The organism is Bradyrhizobium sp. A11 (assembly GCF_042077125.1).
Taxonomy (GTDB): Bacteria; Pseudomonadota; Alphaproteobacteria; order Rhizobiales; family Xanthobacteraceae; genus Bradyrhizobium; species Bradyrhizobium japonicum_B.
On the sequence record NZ_CP149509.1, the window covers coordinates 326196 to 348675 of the forward strand.

Here is a 22480-nt window from a genome sequence, read left to right on the forward strand (position 1 = left end):
GATCTTGCGTATGCGCCCGCTGCCCCAATCCGCGCCATCCTCACCGCACCAATCGCGTGGTCTCGAACAAAAAGTGGGGTGCTCATGTCGGACGAACGAAACAATGGCCTGTTATCGCCGTTTCGGCGCAAATTATTGATGGGAATGGCCGCCGTGCCGGCCATGACGATGCTGCCGCGGGGATCATTCGCCCAGGCGCCGGCGACCTCGGCGGTCAACACCACGGGTCTTGCCGTCACCGACACCGAGGTGACGGTCGGCATCCTGCACTCGGCGACCGGCACCATGGCCATCTCCGAGACCGGCTCGATCCAGGCCGAAAAGCTCGCGATCGAGCAGATCAACGCGGCGGGCGGCGTGCTCGGCCGCAAGATCAAGTTCATCCAGGAGGACGGTGCGTCGGACTGGCCGACCTTCGCCGAGAAGGCGAAGAAGCTCCTCGTCAACGACAAGGTTGCGGCGATCATGGGTTGCTGGACCTCGGCCTCCCGCAAGGCCGTGCTGCCGGTCGTCGAACAATACAACGGCATGCTCTACTACCCGACTTTCTACGAAGGCCTCGAGCAGTCCAAGAACGTGATCTACACCGGCCAGGAAGCGACGCAGCAGATTCTGGCGGGCCTCAACTGGATCGCCAAGGAGAAGGGCGCCAAGTCCTTCTTCTTCATCGGCTCGGACTACATCTGGCCGCGCACCTCGAACAAGATCGCGCGCAAGCACGTCGAGAACGTGCTGAAGGGCAAGGTCGTCGGCGAGGAATATTACGCGCTGGGCTCGACCCAGTTCAACTCGGTCATCAACAAGATCAAGCTGACCAAGCCGGACGTGATCTTCACCGACGTCGTCGGCGGCTCCAACGTCGCGTTCTACAAGCAGCTCAAGGCGGCCGGCATCGATCTCTCTAAGCAGGCGCTGCTGACGATCTCGGTGACCGAAGACGAGATCGACGGCATCGGCGGCGAGAACATCGCGGGCGCCTATGCCTGCATGAAGTACTTCCAGTCGCTCGACAATGCGAACAACAAGGCTTTCGTCTCGGCGTTCAAGAAGATGTGGGGCGAGAAGACCGTGATCGGCGACGTCACCCAGGCTGCCTATCTCGGCCCGTGGCTGTGGAAGCTGACGGTCGAGAAGGCCGGCTCCTTCGACGTCGACAAGATCGCGGCGGCCTCCCCGGGCGTCGAGTTCAAGGGCGCGCCGGAAGGCTATGTGCGCATCCACGAGAACCATCATTTGTGGTCGAAGACCCGGGTGGGGCGCGCCAAGCTCGATGGCCAGTTCGAGCTGATCTACGAGACCGCCGATCTCGTCGAGCCGGATCCGTTCCCGAAGGGCTATCAATAAGCGACGACATCCGTCGCGCTTCTCCCACAGGCCAAGCCGCTCCCTGGCGTGGATTGCAAGTCCATGCCGCAAGACCCCGCGTCGCGAGTCTGCATCGCGACGCGGGACCCTTATCCCCGACGGAGGACATCGATGTTCGGCGACTATTCGCTTGGTGATCTCGGCTCCATCTTCGTCATGCAGGGCTTTGCCGGGCTGATCCTGTTCTCGGTCTACGTCCTGATGGCGCTCGGGCTTGCCATCATCTTCGGCCAGATGGGCGTCATCAACATGGCCCATGGCGAGTTCATGATCCTCGGGGCCTACGTCACCTGGATGACCTCCAATCTCTTCCAGGCCTACTTGCCGGGCCTGTTCGCCGGCTACTTCTTCCTGGCGATGATCCTGGCCTTTGTCGCATCCGGCGCGCTGGGCATGCTGGTGGAATGGGCGCTGATACGGCACCTCTACAAGCGTCCGCTCGATACGCTGCTCGCCACCTGGGGCCTCAGCCTGATGCTGCAGCAAGCCTATCGCTCCGTGTTCGGCGCACGTGAGGTCGGCGTCGAGTTGCCGCAATGGATGCTTGGTTCGCTCCAGGTCACCGACAGCATCGAGGTGCCGATCAACGGCATTTTCGTGATGTGCCTCACCGTGCTGATCACTGTCTGTGTCGCCTACGTGCTCTACATGTCGCGCTGGGGGCGCCAGGTGCGCGCCGTGGTGCAGAACCGCATCATGGCGGGCGCGGTCGGCATCAACACCGAGAAGGTCGACCGCTACACCTTCGGCCTCGGCTGCGGCATCGCCGGAATTGCCGGCAGCGCCTTCACCATGATCGGCTCGACCGGGCCGACGTCGGGGCAGCTCTACATCGTCGATACGTTCCTGGTCGTCGTGTTCGGCGGCGCCGCCAGCCTGCTCGGCACCATCGCCTCCGCCTTCTCGATCTCGCAGACGCAATCGACGCTCGAATTCTTCATGTCGGGCTCGATGGCCAAGGTGCTCACGCTGCTCGCGGTCGTCGGCATCCTGATGCTGCGGCCCCAGGGCCTCTTCGCCCTCAAAGTCCGCAAATAACGAGAAGCAGGCAAGTCATGATCATCAACTCACGCTTCTTCAACCGATCCGAACTGATGGGCTTCATCGCGCTGGCCGCCGTGCTGTTCGTGATCCTGCCGCTGACGCTGGATGTATTCCGCCTCAATCTGGTCGCGAAATACCTCACCTACGCCTTTGTCGCGCTCGGCCTCGTACTGTGCTGGGGCTATGGCGGCATCTTGAGCCTCGGGCAGGGCGTGTTCTTCGGCCTCGGCGGCTATTGCATGGCAATGTTCCTCAAGCTCGAAGCCTCGAGCGTCGAGAACACCAAGATCCAGTCGACACCCGGTATCCCCGATTTCATGGACTGGAATCAGATCACGTCACTGCCGCTGTTCTGGCAGCCATTCCACAGCCTCACCTTCACCATCCTCGCCATCATCCTGGTCCCCGGCCTGTTCGCCCTGATCATCGGCACCGCGATGTTCAAGCGTCGTGTCGGCGGCACCTACTTCGCGATCATCACCCAGGCCGTCGCCGCCATCCTCACCATCCTGATCGTCGGGCAACAGGGCTATACCGGCGGCATCAACGGCATGACCGATCTGCGCACGCTCAAGGGCTGGGACATCCGGCCCGACCACGCCAAGATCATCCTGTACTTCGTCGAGGTGGTGCTGCTGTTCGCCTGCATCGGCATCGCGCAGTTCATCCGCCTGACCAAGCTCGGCCGCATCCTGGTCGCAATGCGCGAGCAAGAGGACCGCGTCCGCTTCTCCGGCTACAGCGTCGCCAATTTCAAGATCTTCGCCTTCTGCATGGCGGCGGTCTTCGCCGCGATCGGCGGCGCCATGTTCGCGCTCAATGTCGGGTTCATGTCGCCGTCCTTCGTCGGCATCGTGCCGTCGATCGAGATGGTGATCTACACCGCGGTCGGCGGGCGCATGTCGATCTTCGGCGCGATCTGGGGCGCTATCCTGGTGAATTTCGCCAAGACCAGCCTGTCGGAATCCTTTCCGCAACTCTGGCTGTTCGGCCTCGGCGCGCTGTTCATCGCCGTCGTGCTCGCCTTCCCGAACGGCCTGTCCGGGCTCTGGGCCGACTACGTACAGCCGCGCATCGACCGGCTGTTCGGCTCACGCAAGCCGAAGGCGGGCTGGACCGACAATTCGGTCGCCGACGGCGCACCGGCAGAGTGAGGAGGGGATCATGCTCATCGGACATCAGCCCAAGGACTTCCTGCTCGCCGTCTCCGGACTGACCGTCTCGTTCGACGGGTTCAAGGCGGTCAACGATCTCTCCTTCTATGTCGAGGAGAACGAGATCCGGGTCATCATCGGTCCCAACGGCGCCGGCAAGACCACGGTGCTCGACCTGATCTGCGGCAAGACCAAGGCGACCTCGGGCTCGATCCAGTTTCGTGGCAAGGAGCTCACGAAGATGAAGGAGAACGAGATCGTGCAGACCGGCGTCGGCCGCAAATTCCAGACGCCTTCGGTGTTCGAGGACCTCACCGTGTTCGAGAACCTCGAGATCTCGTTCCCGCGCGGTCGCACCGTGTTCGGCTCGCTGACCTTCCAGCGCGACCAGCTCGTGAAGGACCGGGTCGAGGAGGTCGCCGAGATGATCTTCCTCAAGGACAAGCTCAACACCTATGCCGACGAGCTCAGCCATGGCCAGAAGCAATGGCTCGAGATCGGCATGCTGCTGATCCAGGACCCCGACCTTCTGATGCTGGACGAGCCCGTCGCCGGCATGAGCGTGTCCGAGCGTGCCAAGACCGCCGAATTGCTCAACCGCATCATCAAGAATCGCTCGGTGCTCGTGATCGAGCACGACATGAAGTTCGTCGAGGACATCGCGCACAAGGTTACCGTGCTGCACCAGGGCCAGATCCTCTCCGAGGGGACCATGGAGAAGGTGAAGAACGACCCCAAGGTCGTTGAAGTCTATCTCGGCCATTAAGGAACACGCTGATGCTGGCAATTTCCGATCTCCACGTCGCCTATGGCCAGAGCGAGGTGCTGCACGGGCTCAACGTCAAGGTCGCGCCCAACGAGATCGTGGCGATCATGGGCCGCAACGGCATGGGCAAGACCACGCTGATGAAGTCGCTGATGGGCATTTTGCCCGCCAAAAGCGGCTCGGTGACCATGGACGGCGCCGAGCTCGGCAACCTCAAGAGCTTTGAGCGCGTTGCCAAGGGCCTCGCCTATGTGCCGCAGGGCCGCATGATCTTCTCGACCATGACGGTGAAGGAGAACATCGAAACCGGGCTCGTCGTCTCCGGCGGCTCCGAGGTGCCCGGCGACATCTACGAATTGTTCCCGGTGCTGCTGGAGATGAAAGGCCGGCGCGGCGGCAATCTCTCGGGCGGCCAGCAACAGCAGCTCGCGATCGCGCGTGCGCTCGCGACCAAGCCGAAGGTCCTGCTGCTGGACGAGCCGACCGAAGGCATCCAGCCCTCGATCATCAAGGAGATGGCGCGCACGCTGAAGCGTATCCGCGACGAGAAGGGGCTCTCCATCGTCGTGTCCGAGCAGGTCCTGAGCTTCGCGCTCGATATCGCCGACCGCGTGCTGGTGATCGAGAACGGCGAGATCGTGCGGGACGATCCGCGCGATGCCGTCGATGCCGCGCAGGTCTCGAAATATCTGTCCGTCTAACCAACCGTGCAAAAGGGGAGCCTCTCGATGCCAGAGACACTGATCAAGGTCGATCTCACCAAGTCGGCCTATGAAAATGACATGGTGCACAACCGCTGGCACCCCGACATCCCGATCGTGGCCTGGGTCAATCCCGGCGACGATTTCATCATCGAGACCTATGACTGGACCGGCGGCTTCATCAAGAACAACGATTCCGCCGACGACGTGCGCGACATCGACCTGTCGATCGTGCACTTCCTGTCCGGACCGATCGGCGTCAAGGGCGCCGAGCCGGGCGACCTCCTCGTCGTCGACCTGCTCGACGTCGGTCCGCTCAAGGAAAGCCTGTGGGGCTTCAACGGCTTCTTCTCCAAGCAGAACGGCGGCGGCTTCCTCACCGACCATTTCCCGCTGGCGCAGAAGTCGATCTGGGACATCAAGGGCCTCTACACCTCGTCGCGCCACGTGCCCGGCGTCAACTTCGCCGGCCTGATCCATCCCGGCCTGATCGGCTGCCTGCCCGATCCCAAGATGCTGGAGACCTGGAACAAGCGCGAGGCCGAGCTGATCTCGACCAACCCGACCCGCGTGCCCGGCCTTGCCAATCCGCCCTTCGCACCCACGGCCCATGGCGGTCGTGCCAAGGGCGACGTCAAGGCCAAGATCGGCGCCGAAGGCGCGCGCACGGTGCCGCCGCGCGAGCATGGCGGCAATTGCGACATCAAGGATCTCTCGCGCGGCTCGAAGATCTACTTCCCGGTCTATGTGCCGGGCGCGGGTCTCTCCATGGGCGATCTGCACTTCAGCCAGGGCGACGGCGAGATCACCTTCTGCGGCGCCATCGAGATGGCCGGCTGGCTGCATCTGAAGGTCGAGGTGATCAAGGACGGCATGTCGAAATACGGCATCAAGAACCCGATCTTCAAGCCGTCGCCGATCACGCCGAACTACAAGGACTACCTGATCTTCGAAGGCATCTCGGTGGATGAAGCCGGCAAGCAGCACTATCTCGACGTCCACATCGCCTATCGCCAGGCCTGTCTCAATGCGATCGAGTATCTGAAGAAATTCGGCTATTCCGGCGCCCAGGCCTATTCGATCCTCGGCACCGCGCCGTGCCAGGGCCACATCTCCGGCGTGGTCGACGTGCCCAACGCCTGCGCCACGCTGTGGCTGCCGACGGAGATCTTCGACTTCGACGTGAGCCCGTCGGCGGCAGGGCCCATCAAGCACATCACCGGCGACATCCAGATGCCGATCTCGCCAGACAAGTGACGCTTGCGCTCCCTCTCCCCGCTCTTACGGGGAGAGGGTTGGGGTGAGGGGCTGTCTCCACACGCGCGGTGGCAGCGAGTTGTGTGAACAGGCAACAGCGTAGGTGATACGATGCCGGTCTATGAATATCTCTGTGATGATTGCGGTCCCTTCAAGGACCTGCGCCCGATGGCGGAATGCGACGATCCGCAGAGCTGTCCGCACTGCGAGACCCCAGCGCCGCGGGTGATTCTGACCGCGCCAAATTTCTTCTGCATGCCGGCCGACGAGCGCAAGGCGCATGCCGTCAACGAGCGCAGTTCGCACGCGCCGCAGACGCTGGCGCAATACAAGGCCTCGCACGGCCCCGGCTGCGGCTGCTGCTCGTCGGGCAAGACGGTGAAGGACAAGGGCCCGTCGGACAAGAAGAAGCCGGCACGGCTGATGACCAGGTCCGGAGGCGGCGCCAAGGGCTTTCCGACGGCGCGGCCCTGGATGATCAGCCACTAACGCGACACGCCAGCATCAAACAGACAAGGTACAGGAGCGCTCAACATGCTTCACGGTGACATCTCCAGCAGCAACGACACGGTCGGCGTCGCAGTCGTCAATTACAAGATGCCCCGCCTGCACACCAAGGCCGAGGTGCTCGACAACGCCCGCAAGATCGCCGACATGATCGTCGGCATGAAGCTCGGCCTGCCCGGCATGGACCTCGTGATCTTCCCGGAATATTCCACGCAAGGCATCATGTACGATTCCAAGGAGATGTACGAGACGGCGTCCATGGTGCCCGGCGAGGAGACCGCGATCTTCGCCGAAGCCTGCCGCAAGGCAAAGGTGTGGGGCGTGTTCTCGCTGACCGGCGAGCGCCACGAGGAGCATCCGCACAAGGCGCCCTACAACACCTTGATCCTGATGAACGACAAGGGCGAGATCGTGCAGAAGTACCGCAAGATCATGCCCTGGGTGCCGATCGAGGGTTGGTATCCCGGCAATTGCACCTATGTGTCCGAGGGGCCGAAAGGGCTCAAGGTCAGCCTGATCATCTGCGACGACGGCAATTATCCGGAGATCTGGCGCGACTGCGCCATGAAGGGCGCCGAGCTGATCGTGCGTTGCCAGGGCTACATGTATCCGGCCAAGGAGCAGCAGGTCATGATCTCCAAGGCGATGGCCTGGGCTAACAACGTCTATGTCGCGGTTGCCAATGCCGCCGGCTTCGACGGCGTCTATTCCTATTTCGGCCATTCCGCGATCATCGGCTTCGACGGTCGCACCCTCGGCGAGTGCGGCGAGGAGGATTACGGCATCCAGTACGCCCAGCTCTCGAAACACCTGATCCGCGACGCGCGCCGCAACGGCCAGTCGCAGAACCATCTCTACAAGCTGGTCCACCGCGGCTACACCGGCATGATCAATTCCGGCGACAGTCCGCGCGGCGTCGCGGCGTGTCCGTATGATTTCTACAAGAACTGGATCAGGGATCCCGAAGGCACGCGGGACATGGTCGAGGCGATGACCCGCGCGACGCCGGGGACTGACGAATGTCCGATCGACGGCATTCCGAACGGCGCGGCGGCCAGCAACTACTGAGCTGTTGGCGGATTCCGCGTCGGTGATCTTGGAGTGTGAGTCCCTCGAACGTCGCTAAGCGGGGACTGCCACCCTCCCCTGGAGGGGGAGGGTCGATCGCGCGTAGCGCGAGCGGGGTGGGGTGATCTCTCCTCTCGGGCACTGTTGGATGGGAAGAGACCGTCACCCCACCCCGTCTCACATTTCGCTACGCTCCATGTGAGCCGACCCTCCCCCTCCAGGGGAGGGTAAGAAAGAGGAATTACCGCTTCTGCTCCGTGGGCCGGCGCGGGGGGCGCGGCGGCGCTGGTATCCCGCTCATCTTGTTGGCGGCCTCGCTGACATCGAGCAGCGAGCGACGGATGTCCTCGAGATAACCCGCCGACTTCTTCTTCATGGTGTCGGCAAGCTCGTGCAGCCCCTTGATCTTCTCGAACAGCTCGTCGGCCTTGCCGTCGACGAAGCCGGGCACCACGCCCTCGATCTTCGTGACCGCCTTGTCGAAGCCCGCGAAGGCGCTGTCGACCTTGGCCATGACGGAATCGATCTCTGTGCCCTTGCTGCGAAGATCGGCGGTATAATTTTCGAACGTGCTTAGGCCCTCCTTGATTGCGGGGGCATTGCTGACGATCGCGCGGTCGACGCTGTGCAGGGTTTCGACGATGGTTTCGGCGTCGCTGAGATCGGCGGTCAGGACGGGGACGCCGTCCGAATCCAGCGGCACCGGTGGCGCGGAGGGCGCGCCTCCGATTAGTGAGATCGCAGCGACGCCGGTCAGGCCCTGGAACTCGATGCCCGCCACAGTGTCCTTGCGGATCGGCGCGGTATTATCGAGCATCACCAGTGCCACGATCCGGCGCGGACTCTCCAGCTTGATCGAGCGGATCTGGCCGGCCGGCACACCGTCGAAATTGACCGGCCCGCCGCGGCGCAGGCCGCTGGCGGAGCCGCCTTCGAACACCACACGCAGCTGGCTGCGGCTCTGGATGGTGCGCCATTTCTGCACGCCGAGCACGCCGCCGAGCGCCACGGCGATCACCGCCAGCGTCGCCGTTCCGATCACCAGATTGCTCGCACGTGCCATGAGGCTGAGTCTAAGGCCAAAGCAGGGAAGTTGGAAGCAGGCCGCAATGTAAGTGGGGGCGGGTTAGCGAAGCGTAACCCGCCGCCTTTCTCGCCTGTCGCAGGGAGTGGCGGATTCTGCCTACGTGCTACGGCGCCTCAATGGCCAGCCGCGCGCCTTGCCGCGGCGTTGTTGAGCACGATCAGGGCATCGACGGCCACGCCGGTCCTGGTGTTGATCAGGAACGGGTTGACGTCGATCGAGGCGATCCGGTCGCCGGCATCCGCGATCAAATTGGACAGGCCGACCAGCGCCTTCACCGCGGAGGCCTCGTGCAGGGCCGGCTTGCCGCGATAGCCCCGCATCTTGATGCCGGCCTTGGTACGGCCGATCAGGAGCCGCGCCTCGGCCTCGTCCAGCGGCGCGCCGGCGAGCGCGACGTCCTTCATCAGCTCGATGTCGACGCCACCGGTGCCGAACAGCACGACAGGCCCCATCTCGGCATCGAGGGAGGCGCCTACCACGAGCTCGAGCTCGGCCTTGACCTGCTGCGCGATCAGGACGCCGTCGAGCCTCGGCTTGCCTTTCAACTTGCTCACCCGGGCCGTGATATCGGCGAACGCCTTCTTCACCTCGGCCGCGCTGTTCAGGTTCAACACCACGCCGCCGATGTCGGACTTGTGCAGGATCTCAGCGCTGACGACCTTGGCCACGACCGGAAAGCCGATCTGCTTGGCGATCTCTGCGGCTTCCGTCGCCGTCTGTGCGATCGCCTCCTTCGAGACCGGAATGCCATACGCTTTCAGGAGCTTCTTCGAGGCGACCTCATCGAGCGCGGCGCCGCTTGCCGATTTCAGCGCCTTCTCCAGCACGGCGCGGGCGGCGGGCTCCGAGCTCGGGACGATGTCGGGCACCTCCTTGCGCAGCTTGGCGTAGGCGAGCAGCGACTTGATCGCGGTCACCGCCCGGTCCATGCCCTGCATCACCGCGAGATGCGGCAGCGACTTGCGCAGGGATTTGGTGTACTCGGTGAAGCCGATCGACATCGCGCTGATATAGATCACGGGCTTGCCGCCCTTGCTCGCCATCTCGTCGACGATGCGCAGATTGCGCTCGCGCAGCTCGTGCGGCGCCTTCGGCAGCTCGGCATCGATGATGACGATGTCGATATCGGGATCGTCGATCATCAGCTTGATCGACTTCATATAGACGGAGGGATCGACGACCGCGGCAAAGCCGGCATCGAGCGGATTGCCGACGATCGAGCCCGGCCCGAGCATCTTCGACAGCTCCGAGCTGACATGCGGGCTCAGCGGCGCGAACTTCAGGCCTTCTGCGTCGAAGGCGTCGATCAGCATGCCGCGCTTGCCGCCCGACAGCGTGACGGCGGCGAGCCGGTCGCCCTTGGGCACGGCCGCGTGGACGAAGCATTCGGTGGTCTCGATCAGCTCGTCGAGCCCGCCGACCCGGATCACGCCTTCGCGCGTTGCAACGGCGTCGAACGTCTCGATCGAGCCCGCGAGCGCGCCGGTGTGCGCCATCGCCGCGGCGCGGCCGCCTTCGGAGGCGCCGAGCTTGAGCGCGATGACGGGCTTGCTTGCGGCGCGCGCCGCCTTGCAGGCATCGCGGAACGCCCTGGTGTTGCGTACGCCTTCGAGGTAGACGACGATCACCTTGACGCTCGGATCCTCTGCGAAATAGCGCATCAGGTCGGGCGTCTCGAGCCCGGCCTCGTTGCCTGTCGTCACCATGTAGCCGACCCCGACGCCGCGATCCTCCAGCGCCTGGCGGATCGCCATGACGATCGCGCCCGATTGCCCGGCGATCGCCACCGCGCCCTGCTCCATGGTCACGACACGGTCGTCGATGTTGGTGAAGAGCTTTTCGCCCGCACTCAGATTGCCGAGGCAGTTCGGGCCCGTGACCGCAAGCCCCGTCTCGCGCACGGCCGCCTGCAATTCGGCGGCGAGCTTCTGGCTTTCCTCATCCTGCAGCTCGCTGAAGCCGGAGGTGACGATCGTGGCCGAGCGCGCGCCGGCCGCCGCGGCGTCGCGGATCACCTGGACCGCAAAACGCGCCGGCACCAGCACCAGAACGTGATCGGGCTTCTCCGGGAGGCTCGCAAAGTCCTTGTAGCAGGGAACGCCCCAGATGGTGTCGCGCTTGGCGTTGACCGGATAGAGGCCGCCCTCGTAGCCGTACTTGACCAGATTGTTCCAGATGCGTTCGGCATAATTGCCAGGCTTGTCGGTCGCGCCCACCAGCACGATGTTGCGCGGGTGCAGCATCGCGTGGATGCCCTTGACGATGTCGCTGGCATCGGACGGCGGAGACCATGGATGGAACGCGGACGCAGCGGACACCTGGGCTTCCATGCCGTGACCTCACCTGTTGTTCTTCTTGGTCGAGTGCCACTCCGTTCTATGGCGAGTCCGGTGGAGTGGCAACCACGGGGGTATGCCGTGTGGTGGAATGAGCGATGCTGCCGCGTGTCGTCGGCGCGGTAGGCGATGTGTCGGCTCCGATCAATGTTGCATGGAGGATGTAGCGCTCGGGGCCGGAGGTGACCGCGTCGAATGGCCAGCAGGTCGCGAGAACAAGCTCGAAGCCCTGTGTCGTGGCCTCGATGCCCGATGCATCAAAACGGACCACATCCGCGGAATCCGCGCGATAGCGGAAATGTCGACCGTCGCGACGCGTGACATCGATGATGTCGCCAATGACGACGTTGCGCAGGAAGCGGAAATGAGTGTCGCGATGGGCGGCATAGACGGCGGTCCCACGCTCGCCCGCATCGGCCGTGTGCTGGACATGACCGGGGCCAAAAGCCAGCGCCTGTCCGCTCGCGCCTTCCAGCACGATGGCGCTGGCGCCGATTCGCCTGACCTCGATCCGGGCGATCGGCCAGGTGTCCGCCCACGACCATGGCTTCACCGCCTGTCCTGTCGCGACGCTTCGGTCGAACGCCCGCGCCAGCAGCACCTGCGCGAGCCACGCCTTGGCGTGGATGTAGGCGCCGTCACCGAACAGGAAGAGGCCGATCAGGGCCAGAACCAGAGGAGAGATGAGGCGGGGCATCTGTATCTCTTTGTTGGTCATTCCGGGGCGGCTCGCAGAGCCAAACCCGGAATCTCGAGATTCCGGACTCGATGCTTCGCATCGCTCCGGAATGACATCCGCAAAAAAGGGCGCGCGCGGCCGTTGGTGACGGGACAGGCAGCCGCGCGCGCTAACAGAGGAGTCGGGGAGCTCCTCTCTCAAGCGGCGTTGGTGAGCAAGGGCCGACGCCGGTTGAACACGAACAGGAAAAGGGCGAGCACGATCAGAATCAGGCCTGCGATCATTTTCAGTTCGGCCGAGGTCGCCGTCTTGGGCAGGCGGATCGCATCGGGCGCTGCGGGCGTCGGGCGCCGCGCGGCCGGTGAGGCGGCTGCATCGGCATGGCGCTCGCGCAACTGCGCCGGGATCTGCGGCCGTTCGCCAAACACCTTCTCGAAATCCCAGCCGGCCGGCAGGTTGATCGGCAATTCGCTGAGCTTGAGCGGCGCGCCTTCGGGGCGGCTCGGCGTCTTGTCGAAGGCGACCAGGCTGGTCAGGCGCGTGACGATCTGATGGTCGAGCGCCAGCGCCAGGATCGCCTTGTCCGCCTCCTCGGGGGCGAGCTCCCGCATGGCGCGCGCCACTTCGGCGTCGCCGATCTTGCGCCTGGCCCAGAGTTTCGACAGGCCCTTGCCTTCGGCAGCTTGTTGCAGCGGCAGCGTCACCGACCATGGACGGTCGCCGACCCGTCCCCTGATCTCGAGCGCGCCTGCGAGCTTGTCGAGCTTTGCCGCCAGCACCAGCGGCTCGTCGCGATAGACGTCCGGGATGATCGCCGGTGTGACGTCGGCGTTGGCCTCGGAGAATTTCGCGGTGAGGCCGGTCACGGCCGGGTTTTCGAGCTTGGCAAACAGGCCGCGCATGCGCTCCTCCACCTGCTCGACCGAGCCGATATGGGTGAAAGCCCCGCGGCCGAGCTCGGCGGCGCGCGTCATCAGATAGGTGTTGGGCGCCGACCCGATGCCGACCATGAAGACACGCGAGCGACCGCGCATCGCCGTGATCGCTTCGAACAATTGCTGCTCGTTGCCGATTGCGCCGTCGGTCAGGAAAACCACCTGGCGAACCATGCCGGTGTCGCCGAGCTTGTCGGCCAGCGCTGCGCGCATCGCCGGCACCATCTCGGTGCCGCCGCGCGCCTGCAAAGCGCTCACGAACGAGGTGGCCTCGCCGACATGCGCGGCATCTGCCGGCACGGAAGCGGGAAACAGCACGTCCATGGTGTCGTCGAAGCGAATGACGTTGAAGCGATCGGTCGGCTGAAGCCGGGAGAGCGCATAAGTGAGGCTCGCCTTGGCCTGGACGATCGACGTGCCGCCCATCGACCCAGAATTGTCGATCACGAACACGACCTCGCGTGGCAGCGGCTTTTTTGTCGCCTGCTCGGTGCCGGGCGAGGTGACGAAGGCGAGCAGATAGTCGGCGTTGCCGACGCGTTCGCGGAACAGGCCGACCGATGGCGCCTTCTCGGCGGCGGGCTTCCAGGTCAGCTCGAAGTCGCGGTCGGCGGGGACGACGCCGTCGGAGAGCGTGACGATCCGTGTCGCGCTGTCCGGGCTGTCGATCTTGACGTTATGGTGGTGGCTCTTGACCTCGCCAAGCGCGAAGCCGGCGTTCAGGCGTACCGTGATGCTGGTCGGATTGACCGATGCGTTCTTGGCGGGATCCAGCACGGGCGGCGAGATGCGGTCACGATCCGCTACCGGATCCGACGTCGTCGCGCCCCAGCCGGATCCGTCCTTGCGGAAGTCGACGCTCTGGACGATCGGCGCCGGATTGTAGCGCGGCCCGACCACCAGCGGCAGGCGGAGCGAATATTCGTTGCCGGATTGATGCACCGGCTCCTGGTACTCGATCTGCACCAGCACGGCTTCGCCGGGGCCAATATTGGCAACCGAATTGGTGAAGATGTTTGGCCGTTCCTGCTCGGTGAGCGCGGCCCTCTGGCCGGCGCGGCGCGCCTCTTCGTAGATCACGCGCGCCTGCTGCCGCTCCTTGATGTCTCCCACGATGATGCGGTCGCCGACCACCATTTTCAGCGTATCGACGGCCCCGCCGGCCGCGAGCGGATAGACATAGGTCGCCTCGACCCAATCCTTGCTCGGGTTGCGGAACACCTGAGTGATCCGGGCACGCAAGGTCGGGCCGGAAACCGTGATGTCGACGTCGATGCCGAGGCGGATCGCTTCCGTGATGGCGTCGCCGTCCTTCAGGAGCAGGCTTCCGGATCTGGCATCGCCGGGCTGGAGCAGGCTGGCCTGCTCGGTCGTTGCCGACCAACTCGTCCCGAAGCTGACGAGCAGGGCCACGAAGGCCATCAGCATCACCGCGATACCCTGAGCGAGGAGCAACAATCCGAACTTGATCAGCCCCTTCAACAGGGGGTGCTCGTCGTTGTCGGCTGTGTCGTAGGTGTCCATTTGGCCTGCTCCCGAGAAAGCGTTTGCTGGCTCCGAGCATTCGCCGGGAGCGGCCGCTTTCGCGAGCAGAATGATCGGCAATGTTCCGCCACGGCCGGCCGGGTGTGCCGTGGCCGGGGCGGCCATGTGCGGTTTTGTGCTGGTTTGTCCGGCCTGCTAGAGTGGCCGCGCTGGAGCAGGGCTAACGATGCAGATGCAGGACAAGGTTTCCGACAAGCAGCTTTCGGATGAACAGAGCCGCGAGATCGCCGAGACCATTCGCGAGGAGCTCGCCCGGCGCCGGATGTCCCGGCAGGCGCTGGCCGAGCAGGCCAAGCTCAGCCTCTCGACGCTGGAGAAGGTGCTCGGCGGACGACGCCCATTCACGCTGGCGACGACGGTCCGGCTGGAGCAGGCACTGGGCGTTTCCTTGCGCAAAGGTCCCGTCGTGCCGGCGCCTCAGGCCGCCAACGATGTCGCTCCCGACAGCCTCGGCTCCTATGCGCATCGCGCCGTGACCTGGCTCGAAGACGTCTACATCACGTTGCGACCGTCCTTTGGCGACAAGGACGCGATCTTCGCCTACCGCACGGAGATCGTCTGGGAGCCGAAGGTCTCTTCGCTGGTCTTCCGCGAGGGCGATCGAACCGATGCTGCCTACGAGCATACCGGCGAGGTCGCCGTTCCCCATCAGTCCGGCTTCATCTACCTCGTCATCATCAAGCACGGGCAGCACCGCGTGATCACGGTGTCGCGGCCGACCGTTGCCGGCGAGATGTACGGCATCATCTCGACGCTCCGTGCAGGGCCTGGTTCGCAGCTCACGCCGATCGCAGCACCGATCGCCTACGTGCCTCTCAGGAACGTCCCGCAGCCATCCCTGGGGCGGGTTGCGCCTGGCGATGCCAATCACGCCCTGTATCGAAAGCATCTGCGCCGCACGGTGGAAGAGCCTTTTGCGCTGTTCTTGACGCAATAATCCGCGACCGACGGGCCGGCACGCCGGAAAATAAAGCGCCCGCTATGGACGCTGTCGTCAGGCGTTGGCGACCTTCTTGTCGACCTCCGAGGCCACCGAGAATTCCTTGCGCAAGGTCGGTTTGTGGATCTTGCCGGTGGCGTTGCGCGGCAGCGCGTCGACGAAGCGGATCTGGCGCGGGCACTTGAAGCGCGCCAGATTGGCCGCGCAATGCGCCAAGACGTCGGCCTCGGTGAGCTTCTGGCCGGGCTTGACCGCGACGATGGCGAGGCCGACCTCGCCCCATTGCGGATCGGGAATGCCGATCACGGCGGCTTCGGCGATGGCACTGAGCTGATGCAGGACGTTCTCGACCTCGGCCGGATAGACGTTCTCGCCGCCGGAGATGTACATGTCCTTCCAGCGGTCGACGATGTAGTAGAAGCCTTCCTCGTCGATGCGCGTCGCATCGCCGGTGTGCAGCCAGCCGTCGGTGAAGGAGGTCTTGTTCGCCTCCGGCCTGTTCCAATAGCCCGGCGTGATGTTGGGACCCCTAACCCAGAGCTCGCCAAGCTCGCCGACATCGGCATCGCTGCCGTCGGGGCGCACGATGCGCACTTCGGTATGCAGCACGGGCTTGCCGGCGGAGCCGGCCTTGCGCGCCGCATCCTCGCGATCGAGCACCAGGACGGCCGGCGAGGTCTCGGTCATGCCGTAACCCTGTTGCAGGGCGACGCCGCGCGCTTCCCACACTTTCAGCAGCGGTACCGGCATCGGTGCGCCGCCGACACCGCCGACGATCAGCCGGCTGAGGTCGGTCGTCGCAAACGCGGGATGCTGCGCCATGAACTGGTAGATCGCCGGCACGCCGAAGAACACGTTGATGCCTTGCGCGGGATCGTTGATCAGGCCGAGTGCGGTGCCGGGATCGAAGGCGCGCATGATCATCACGGTGCCGCCGGCATGCAGCACCGGATTGGTGTAGCAGTTGAGACCGCCGGTGTGGAATAACGGCAGCACGGTGAGCAGCACCGAGGATGGCCCTATGCAGGCAGGGCCGCCGAGATTGACGCAATTCCAGAAGGTCATGCCATGGGTGATGGTCGCGCCCTTCGGATGGCCCGTCGTGCCCGATGTGTACATGATGGTCGAGACGTCATCGAGCGTGACCTCCTCGGCGCGGTCGAGCGGCTTTGCGGCCGCGATACCGGCCTCGTAGGACCCGCCCGGGCCGAGCAGCAGGGTGGTCGCGACGCCGCAGAGCTTGGCGACGGCAAGCGCCGTCTCGGCGAGCTCGACGTCGTGGATCATCACCTTCGGCGCGCAATCGCCGGTGATGAATTGAAGCTCGGGAACGGTGAGGCGGGTGTTCAGCGGCACGAAGATGGCGCCGAGGCGGCCGCAGGCAAACTGTACCTCCAGCGTATCGGTCGTATTCAGCGCCAGCACCGCGACGCGGTCGCCGCGCGAGACGTTCAGCGTATGGCGCAGCAACGAAGCGAGGCGCGAGACGCGGGCGTCCAACTGGGAATAGGTGAAGCGGCGCTCGCTCGCGAGGTCGATCACCGCGACCTTGTTCGGAGTGCGGCGGCCATGATGAACGATCCAGTCGTAGTAACGAACGGCCAAAAATACCTCCCCTGCGCACTATGCCGGCGTGGCCCTGGGACCAGCCGGAGTCTGTGCAGCAACGTTTTTTGCGCCAGAGTTGGCCTGTGCGCGACGAAAATCGTCTTGCGTTGAGTTGCTAGGCCGTAGGCCGCGGTGGAGCGGCTCCTTGCGGTCAGCCACTCTGCGCAAGTGAATGGCAAATGTTCCAGCCATGGTGGACCAGCGAATCCGCCAACAGGGCGAGACCAATGAAGAGCCCGTTCTATACCGCCGAGCACGACGCCTTCCGCGACGTGATGCGCCGCTTCGTCGACAAGGAGATCACCCCGTTCGCTCATGAATGGGACGAGGCCGGCGAATTTCCCCGTGAGCTCTATCGCAAAGCGGCGGAGATCGGCCTGTTGGGACTCGGATTTCCCGAGGAATATGGCGGGATCGCCGCCGATCAGTTCATGAAGATCGTGGCCAGCCAGGAGCTGGCGCGCGCCGGTTCGGGCGGCGTCAGTGCCAGCCTGATGAGCCACACCATCGGCTCGCCGCCGATCGCGCGAGCGGCGCGGCCCGAGGTGAAGGCGCGCGTGCTGCCGCAGGTGCTGTCGGGCGAGAAGATCTCCGCGCTCGCGATCACCGAGCCGGGCGGTGGCTCCGATGTCGCGGGCCTCCGCACCAGGGCACGGCGCGACGGCGATCACTACGTCGTGAGCGGCGAGAAGACCTTCATCACCTCCGGCATGCGCGCCGATTATCTGACCGTGGCCGTGCGTACCGGCGGTGAGGGCGCGGGCGGCGTCAGCCTGCTCCTGATCGAAGGAGACACGCCCGGCCTGTCCCGGACGAAGCTGAAGAAGATGGGCTGGTGGGCCTCCGACACTGCGACGCTGCATTTCGACGAATGCCGCGTGCCGGCCGAAAACCTGATCGGCGAGGAGGGCCAGGGCTTCAAGATCATCATGCAGAACTTCAACAGCGAGCGCATGGGCATGGCGGCAGGCTGCACCGCCTTCGCCCGCGTCTGCCTCGACGAGGCCATTGCCTACGCCAAGGAGCGCAAGACCTTCGGCAAGCCGCTCGCCCAACACCAGGTCATCAGGCACAAGATCGTCGACATGGCGCAGAAGGTGGCAGCCTCGCAAGCAATGCTGGAGATGCTGGCCTGGCGGCTCGAACAGGGCGAGAGCCCGGTTGCGGAAATCTGCATGATGAAGAACCAGGCGACGCAGACCATGGCGTTCTGTGCCTCCGAAGCCGTGCAGATCTTCGGCGGCGCCGGATTCATGCGCGGCATCAAGGCCGAGCGCATCTATCGCGAGGTCAAGGTCAACGCCATCGGCGGCGGCACCGAGGAGATCATGAAGGATCTGGCGTCGCGGCAGATGGGGTTGTGACGGACGCCGTCAGTCCGGGGCGACGCGAAGCGTCGAACTATGGTGCGCAATTGCGCACCTGAGAATCCATCGGGCCGCATGCACTGTAGAGAAATGGATTCCGGGTTCGCGCTTCGCGCGCCCCCGGAATGACGAAGAGGGCAGAATGCTATTCACCGCCGACCACGACGACATCCGCCGTTCGTTACAAAAATTCATCGCGAACGAGATCAATCCCCATGTCGATGAATGGGAGAAGGCCGACATCTTCCCGGCCCACGAGCTGTTCAAGAAGATGGGCGATCTCGGCTTCCTCGGCCTGAACAAGCCGGTCGAGTTCGGCGGCTCCGGTCTCGATTATTCCTATGCGCTGATGATGGCGGAGGAGCTCGGCGCCATCACCTGCGGCGGCGTGCCGATGGCGATCGGGGTGCAGACCGACATGGCGACGCCGGCGCTGGCGCGGTTCGGCTCGGATGAGGTGCGGCGCGAGTTTCTGGCGCCCTCGATCTCCGGCGATTTCGTCGCCTGCATCGGTGTCTCCGAACCCGGCGCGGGGTCAGACGTCGCCTCGATCAAGACGCAGGCGCGCTCCGACGGCGACGATTACGTCATCAATGGCGGCAAGATGTGGATCACCAACGGCACGCAGGCCGACTGGATCTGCCTGCTTGCCAATACCGGCGACGGGCCCGTTCACCGCAACAAGTCGCTGATCTGCGTGCCCATGAAGAGCAAGGGCGTCACCGTCGCGCGCAAGCTGGACAAGATGGGGATGCGCTCCTCCGACACCGCGCAGATCTTCTTCGACAATGTCCGCGTGCCCAAGCGCAACCGGATCGGCGAGGAGGGCAAGGGTTTCACCTACCAGATGATCCAGTTCCAGGAGGAGCGGCTGTGGGGCGCGGCGGCCTGCCTCAAGTCGCACGAATACATCATCGACCAGACCATCGAATACACGCGCAACCGCAAGGCCTTTGGCCAGAGCATCCTCGACAACCAGGTCGTGCACTTCAAGCTCGCGGAGATGCAGACCGAGGTCGAGCTGCTGCGCGCGCTGATCTATCGTGCCGCCGAGCAGCTGGTCGCCGGCGAAGACGTGACGCGGCTCGCGACCATGGCCAAGCTGAAGGCCGGCCGGCTCGGCCGCGAGCTCACCGACGCCTGCTTGCAATATTGGGGCGGAATGGGCTTTACCAACGAGACGCCGGTCAGCCGCGCCTATCGCGACAGCCGCCTGACCTCGATCGGCGGCGGTGCCGACGAGGTCATGCTGATGGTCCTGTGCAAGATGATGGGCACGTTGCCTGGGAGCAAGGGAAACGCCTGATGATCACGCTCTATCACTGCGACGCCGCGCGCTCGTTCCGTCCGCTCTGGATGCTGGAGGAGATGGGGCTGGCTTATGAACTGAAGATGTTGCCGTTCCCGCCGCGCGTCTTCGCCAAGGAATATCTTGCGCTCAATCCGCTCGGCACGATTCCCTTCATGGTCGACGGCGAGACCAAGATGACCGAGTCCTCCGGCATCTGCCATTATCTCGGCATCAAACACGGCCCGACGCCGCTGATGGTCGGACCGGAGGATCCCGCCTATGGCGCCTTCCTGAACTGGATGTATTTCAGCGATGCCACGTTAACCTTTCCGCAGACGCTGGTGCTCCGATACACCCAGCTCGAGCCGGAGGAGCGTCGCAACCCGCAGGTCGCCGGCGACTATGCCAAATGGTTCTTGGGCCGACTGCGCGCCGTCGAGGCAGCCACCGCCAATGCTGAAACATTGTGCGCCGGCCGCTTCACCGCCGCTGACATTGTCATCGGATACGCGCTTCGCCTCGCCGACACTATCGGCCTCGCTAAGGATTTTGGGCCAAATGTCGCAGCCTATTGGGCACGCTTGCAGCAGCGCGACGGTTTCAAGCGCGCTGTTGCCGCGGAGCAGAAGGCTGGCGTCGAGCAGAATGTTGCGCCGAGGGCGAGGCCGTAAGACAGGCTGTTATTCCGGGGCGATGCGAAGCATCGAGCCCGGAATCTCGAGGTTCCGGGCTCGGTCCTGCGGATCGCCCCGGAACGACGATGCCTGTTTTCATGACAGCGCTATCCCATCGTGACAGCGGCCAAATTTCCGCTAAGGTGACCTCCGTCCGCAGCGGCCAGAGAGCCGCGCGAGGAGGAACCCAATGGAAGATAAAGGTCGCGAATCCGACCATCTGATGCTGATCACGCCGGAGCGGGTCTTCTATGCCGGTCTGCTCGGGCGCCCGCGCAAGCGGACCCCCGGCTGCTGCCATGTCTACGTCGCGGTGAAGGGCAGCCTGCATCTGACGATCGACGACGTCCACACCTCGGACGAATTGCTCGTGACCCTGCCGAACCAGCGGCACACCATCGCCAGCGACTATCGCACCGTCATCAGCGTGACGCTGGAGCCGGAAAGCATGCCGGACGGCGTGATCGAGGCCCTCGCCACACGGCTGCGCGGGCCGGACAAAGCCGCCTATGCCCGCAAGATCCTCGCCGCTTACGCGTTGCTGCGCCAGCGCCGCTACGGCGACATCACCACCGCCGAGTTCGATGAGATGTGCTTTGGCGAGGCGCTGCCGCGCCGCGTGCTCGATCCGCGCATCACCCGGGCCGTTGCCCGCATCGAGCGCTTCTCCGGCGAGCCGGTGACAGCCGATACTTGCGCCGCCGAAGCCGGACTGTCCGCCTCGCGCTTCCTGCACCTGTTCAAGGAAGAGACCGGCATCTCCTTCCGCTCCTTCCGCGCCTGGAAGCGCGCGCGGCATCTGCTGCACTTCGCCAACCAGGATCTCAACCTCGCCCATCTCGCGCAGGACATCGGCTATCCCGACTCGACCCATTTCAGCCACTCGATCCGCCGCTTCTACGGGTTGAAGCCGCGCGCGATCTTCGTCGGCTCGCGCGACCTTGCGATCTACCGCAGCACCGAGACGGTGCGGCTGGCGGAGGCGAGTTAACTCCGCCCTCGTAGGGTGGGCAAAGCGAAGCGTGCCCACCATCGAGACGCGGTGGGCACAGCGCAAGAGCGCCTTTGCCCACCCTACGAAAGCTCGCCCTTTTCCAGCTTCTCCGCGCAAGAAGCCGCATGCCACCCATCACATGATCGCAAACGTTGAATTCTCAACGTGCGAGATATTGTTGGCATGAGCGACAAGGCCGTCATCACCTGCGCGCTGAACGGCGTGCTCACCGACCCCAAGCAGCACAACGTACCCGTGACGCCCGAGCAGATGGCGCGCGAAGCCAAGGCCGCGTTCGAGGCCGGCGCGTCGGTCATGCACATCCATCTGCGCCAGCAGGCGCCGGGCAAGGGGCACCTGCCGTCCTGGGAGGTGAGCGTCAGCAGGGAGATTCAGCAGGCGATCCGCGAAGCGTGCCCCGGCGTGATCATCAACCACACCTCGGGCGTATCTGGGCCGAACTACTCCGGCGCGCTCGACTGCATCCGCGAGACCAAGCCCGAGATCGCGGCCTGCAACGCCGGCTCGCTCAATTACTTGAAGGTGAAGGCCGACAACACCTGGGCCTGGCCGCCGATGATGTTCGACAACGCGGTCGAGAAGGTGAAGGACTATCTCGACGTCATGAACGCGGTGGGCACCATCCCGGAGTTCGAATGCTTCGACGTCGGCATCGTCCGCTGCGTCGGCATGTACCACCAGGTCGGCATGTACAGGGGACCACTCGAATATAACTTCGTGATGGGCGTCGCCTCCGGCATGCCCGCCGATCCCGAGCTGCTGCCGATCCTGATCAAGCTGAAGCGTCCCGAGGCGCATTTCCAGGTCACCGCCATCGGCCGCGAGGAGATCTGGCCGCTGCACCAGCGCTGCGCTGAGCTCGGGGGACACTTGCGCACGGGGCTCGAGGATACGTTCTATCTCGCCGACGGCAAAAAGGTGACGTCGAACGGGCAGTTGATCGAGGCCATCGCCGCCTGCGCAAGGCGTGCGGGCCGCGAGATCGCGAGCCCGGCCGAAGCGCGGAAGGTCTTTGGGACGAACAGGTAGCCACACTCTGTCATTCCGGGATGGCCCGAAGGGCCAGGCCCGGAATCCATCACCATGATCGGGAGTATGGATTCCGGGCTCGCGCTCCGCGCGCCCCGGCATGACGGGCAGG

The 22480-nt window shown here is 64.4% G+C and carries 18 protein-coding genes and 1 pseudogene; 14 read left to right on the plus strand and 5 right to left on the minus strand.

From position 1 onward, the window contains the following. The first annotated feature begins 84 nt into the window (after nt 1–84). The 8 genes from urtA to WI560_RS01495 all read left to right on the plus strand — a co-directional run bounded on the left by urtA (nt 85) and on the right by WI560_RS01495 (nt 7862). A complete protein-coding gene (gene urtA, locus WI560_RS01460; RefSeq protein WP_375306606.1) occupies nt 85–1344 on the plus strand; it encodes an urea ABC transporter substrate-binding protein in 1260 nt (419 codons plus the stop codon). Between the two features lie 132 nt (nt 1345–1476). Further along, nucleotides 1477–2403, plus strand: coding sequence for an urea ABC transporter permease subunit UrtB (gene urtB / locus WI560_RS01465; RefSeq protein WP_257179285.1), 927 nt, complete (start codon nt 1477–1479; stop codon nt 2401–2403). 17 nt (nt 2404–2420) lie between these two features. After that, a complete protein-coding gene (gene urtC / locus WI560_RS01470) occupies nt 2421–3563 on the plus strand; it encodes an urea ABC transporter permease subunit UrtC (RefSeq protein ID WP_375306607.1) in 1143 nt (380 codons plus the stop codon). A 10-nt stretch (nt 3564–3573) separates the two neighbouring features. After that, a complete protein-coding gene (gene urtD, locus WI560_RS01475; RefSeq protein WP_375158284.1) occupies nt 3574–4329 on the plus strand; it encodes an urea ABC transporter ATP-binding protein UrtD in 756 nt (251 codons plus the stop codon). Between the two features lie 11 nt (nt 4330–4340). Then, nucleotides 4341–5030 (plus strand): urea ABC transporter ATP-binding subunit UrtE, encoded by a 690-nt coding sequence (gene urtE, locus WI560_RS01480; protein WP_257197140.1) that lies wholly within the window; start codon nt 4341–4343, stop codon nt 5028–5030. 27 nt (nt 5031–5057) lie between these two features. Further along, nucleotides 5058–6287 (plus strand): formamidase, encoded by a 1230-nt coding sequence (gene fmdA / locus WI560_RS01485; protein WP_375306608.1) that lies wholly within the window; start codon nt 5058–5060, stop codon nt 6285–6287. Between the two features lie 111 nt (nt 6288–6398). Beyond that, nucleotides 6399–6776, plus strand: coding sequence for a zinc ribbon domain-containing protein (locus tag WI560_RS01490; RefSeq protein WP_375306609.1), 378 nt, complete (start codon nt 6399–6401; stop codon nt 6774–6776). A gap of 45 nt (nt 6777–6821) precedes the next feature. Next, a complete protein-coding gene (locus WI560_RS01495) occupies nt 6822–7862 on the plus strand; it encodes an aliphatic amidase (protein ID WP_375306610.1) in 1041 nt (346 codons plus the stop codon). Between the two features lie 241 nt (nt 7863–8103). On the opposite strand, the gene WI560_RS01500 is transcribed toward WI560_RS01495, so the two are convergent. From WI560_RS01500 to WI560_RS01515, 4 genes and pseudogenes are all read right to left on the minus strand, one after another. Continuing rightward, complete coding sequence (locus tag WI560_RS01500; RefSeq protein WP_375306611.1) at nt 8104–8925, minus strand: MlaD family protein; 822 nt, start codon at nt 8923–8925, stop codon at nt 8104–8106. Nucleotides 8926–9062: 137 nt separating this feature from the next. Next, nucleotides 9063–11279, minus strand: coding sequence for an acetate--CoA ligase family protein (locus tag WI560_RS01505; protein WP_375306612.1), 2217 nt, complete (start codon nt 11277–11279; stop codon nt 9063–9065). A 142-nt stretch (nt 11280–11421) separates the two neighbouring features. After that, nucleotides 11422–11982, minus strand: a pseudogene (locus WI560_RS01510) (class GN sortase); the annotation flags it as partial. Between the two features lie 179 nt (nt 11983–12161). Further along, a complete protein-coding gene (locus WI560_RS01515) occupies nt 12162–14423 on the minus strand; it encodes a marine proteobacterial sortase target protein (protein WP_375306613.1) in 2262 nt (753 codons plus the stop codon). A gap of 187 nt (nt 14424–14610) precedes the next feature. On the opposite strand from WI560_RS01515, the gene WI560_RS01520 reads away from it, so the two are divergent. Next, nucleotides 14611–15381, plus strand: coding sequence for a multiprotein-bridging factor 1 family protein (locus tag WI560_RS01520; RefSeq protein WP_375306614.1), 771 nt, complete (start codon nt 14611–14613; stop codon nt 15379–15381). A gap of 57 nt (nt 15382–15438) precedes the next feature. Here the strand turns inward: WI560_RS01520 and WI560_RS01525 are convergent, their stop codons facing one another. Beyond that, nucleotides 15439–16989, minus strand: coding sequence for a long-chain fatty acid--CoA ligase (locus tag WI560_RS01525; RefSeq protein WP_375306615.1), 1551 nt, complete (start codon nt 16987–16989; stop codon nt 15439–15441). A gap of 230 nt (nt 16990–17219) precedes the next feature. Here WI560_RS01525 and WI560_RS01530 point away from each other — a divergent pair, with 230 nt between their 5' ends. The 5 genes from WI560_RS01530 to WI560_RS01550 all read left to right on the plus strand — a co-directional run bounded on the left by WI560_RS01530 (nt 17220) and on the right by WI560_RS01550 (nt 22368). Continuing rightward, nucleotides 17220–18356, plus strand: coding sequence for an acyl-CoA dehydrogenase family protein (locus tag WI560_RS01530; protein ID WP_375306616.1), 1137 nt, complete (start codon nt 17220–17222; stop codon nt 18354–18356). 145 nt (nt 18357–18501) lie between these two features. Beyond that, nucleotides 18502–19665 (plus strand): acyl-CoA dehydrogenase family protein, encoded by a 1164-nt coding sequence (locus tag WI560_RS01535; RefSeq protein ID WP_375306617.1) that lies wholly within the window; start codon nt 18502–18504, stop codon nt 19663–19665. Continuing rightward, nucleotides 19665–20321 carry a glutathione S-transferase family protein gene (locus WI560_RS01540; protein WP_375306618.1) on the plus strand — a complete coding sequence of 219 codons (657 nt, stop codon included), beginning with the start codon at nt 19665–19667 and terminating at the stop codon, nt 20319–20321. The genes WI560_RS01535 and WI560_RS01540 overlap by 1 nt, the downstream gene beginning before the upstream one ends. A 193-nt stretch (nt 20322–20514) precedes the next feature. After that, complete coding sequence (locus WI560_RS01545) at nt 20515–21315, plus strand: AraC family transcriptional regulator (protein ID WP_257179299.1); 801 nt, start codon at nt 20515–20517, stop codon at nt 21313–21315. 186 nt (nt 21316–21501) lie between these two features. Beyond that, entirely contained in the window at nt 21502–22368 is an 867-nt protein-coding gene (locus tag WI560_RS01550) for a 3-keto-5-aminohexanoate cleavage protein (protein ID WP_375306619.1), read from the plus strand. Nucleotides 22369–22480: the final 112 nt, after the last annotated feature.

Bases quoted from the DNA above. Each gene is read 5' to 3' on its own strand.
- urtA (WP_375306606.1), top strand. From the start codon at position 85: ATGTCGGACGAACGAAACAATGGCCTGTTATCGCCGTTTCGGCGCAAA.
- urtB (WP_257179285.1), top strand. From the start codon at position 1,477: ATGTTCGGCGACTATTCGCTTGGTGATCTCGGCTCCATCTTCGTCATG.
- urtC (WP_375306607.1), top strand. From the start codon at position 2,421: ATGATCATCAACTCACGCTTCTTCAACCGATCCGAACTGATGGGCTTC.
- urtD (WP_375158284.1), top strand. From the start codon at position 3,574: ATGCTCATCGGACATCAGCCCAAGGACTTCCTGCTCGCCGTCTCCGGA.
- urtE (WP_257197140.1), top strand. From the start codon at position 4,341: ATGCTGGCAATTTCCGATCTCCACGTCGCCTATGGCCAGAGCGAGGTG.
- fmdA (WP_375306608.1), top strand. From the start codon at position 5,058: ATGCCAGAGACACTGATCAAGGTCGATCTCACCAAGTCGGCCTATGAA.
- WI560_RS01490 (WP_375306609.1), top strand. From the start codon at position 6,399: ATGCCGGTCTATGAATATCTCTGTGATGATTGCGGTCCCTTCAAGGAC.
- WI560_RS01495 (WP_375306610.1), top strand. From the start codon at position 6,822: ATGCTTCACGGTGACATCTCCAGCAGCAACGACACGGTCGGCGTCGCA.
- WI560_RS01500 (WP_375306611.1), bottom strand. From the start codon at position 8,925: ATGGCACGTGCGAGCAATCTGGTGATCGGAACGGCGACGCTGGCGGTG.
- WI560_RS01505 (WP_375306612.1), bottom strand. From the start codon at position 11,279: ATGGAAGCCCAGGTGTCCGCTGCGTCCGCGTTCCATCCATGGTCTCCG.
- WI560_RS01515 (WP_375306613.1), bottom strand. From the start codon at position 14,423: ATGGACACCTACGACACAGCCGACAACGACGAGCACCCCCTGTTGAAG.
- WI560_RS01520 (WP_375306614.1), top strand. From the start codon at position 14,611: ATGCAGATGCAGGACAAGGTTTCCGACAAGCAGCTTTCGGATGAACAG.
- WI560_RS01530 (WP_375306616.1), top strand. From the start codon at position 17,220: ATGAAGAGCCCGTTCTATACCGCCGAGCACGACGCCTTCCGCGACGTG.
- WI560_RS01535 (WP_375306617.1), top strand. From the start codon at position 18,502: ATGCTATTCACCGCCGACCACGACGACATCCGCCGTTCGTTACAAAAA.
- WI560_RS01540 (WP_375306618.1), top strand. From the start codon at position 19,665: ATGATCACGCTCTATCACTGCGACGCCGCGCGCTCGTTCCGTCCGCTC.
- WI560_RS01545 (WP_257179299.1), top strand. From the start codon at position 20,515: ATGGAAGATAAAGGTCGCGAATCCGACCATCTGATGCTGATCACGCCG.
- WI560_RS01550 (WP_375306619.1), top strand. From the start codon at position 21,502: ATGAGCGACAAGGCCGTCATCACCTGCGCGCTGAACGGCGTGCTCACC.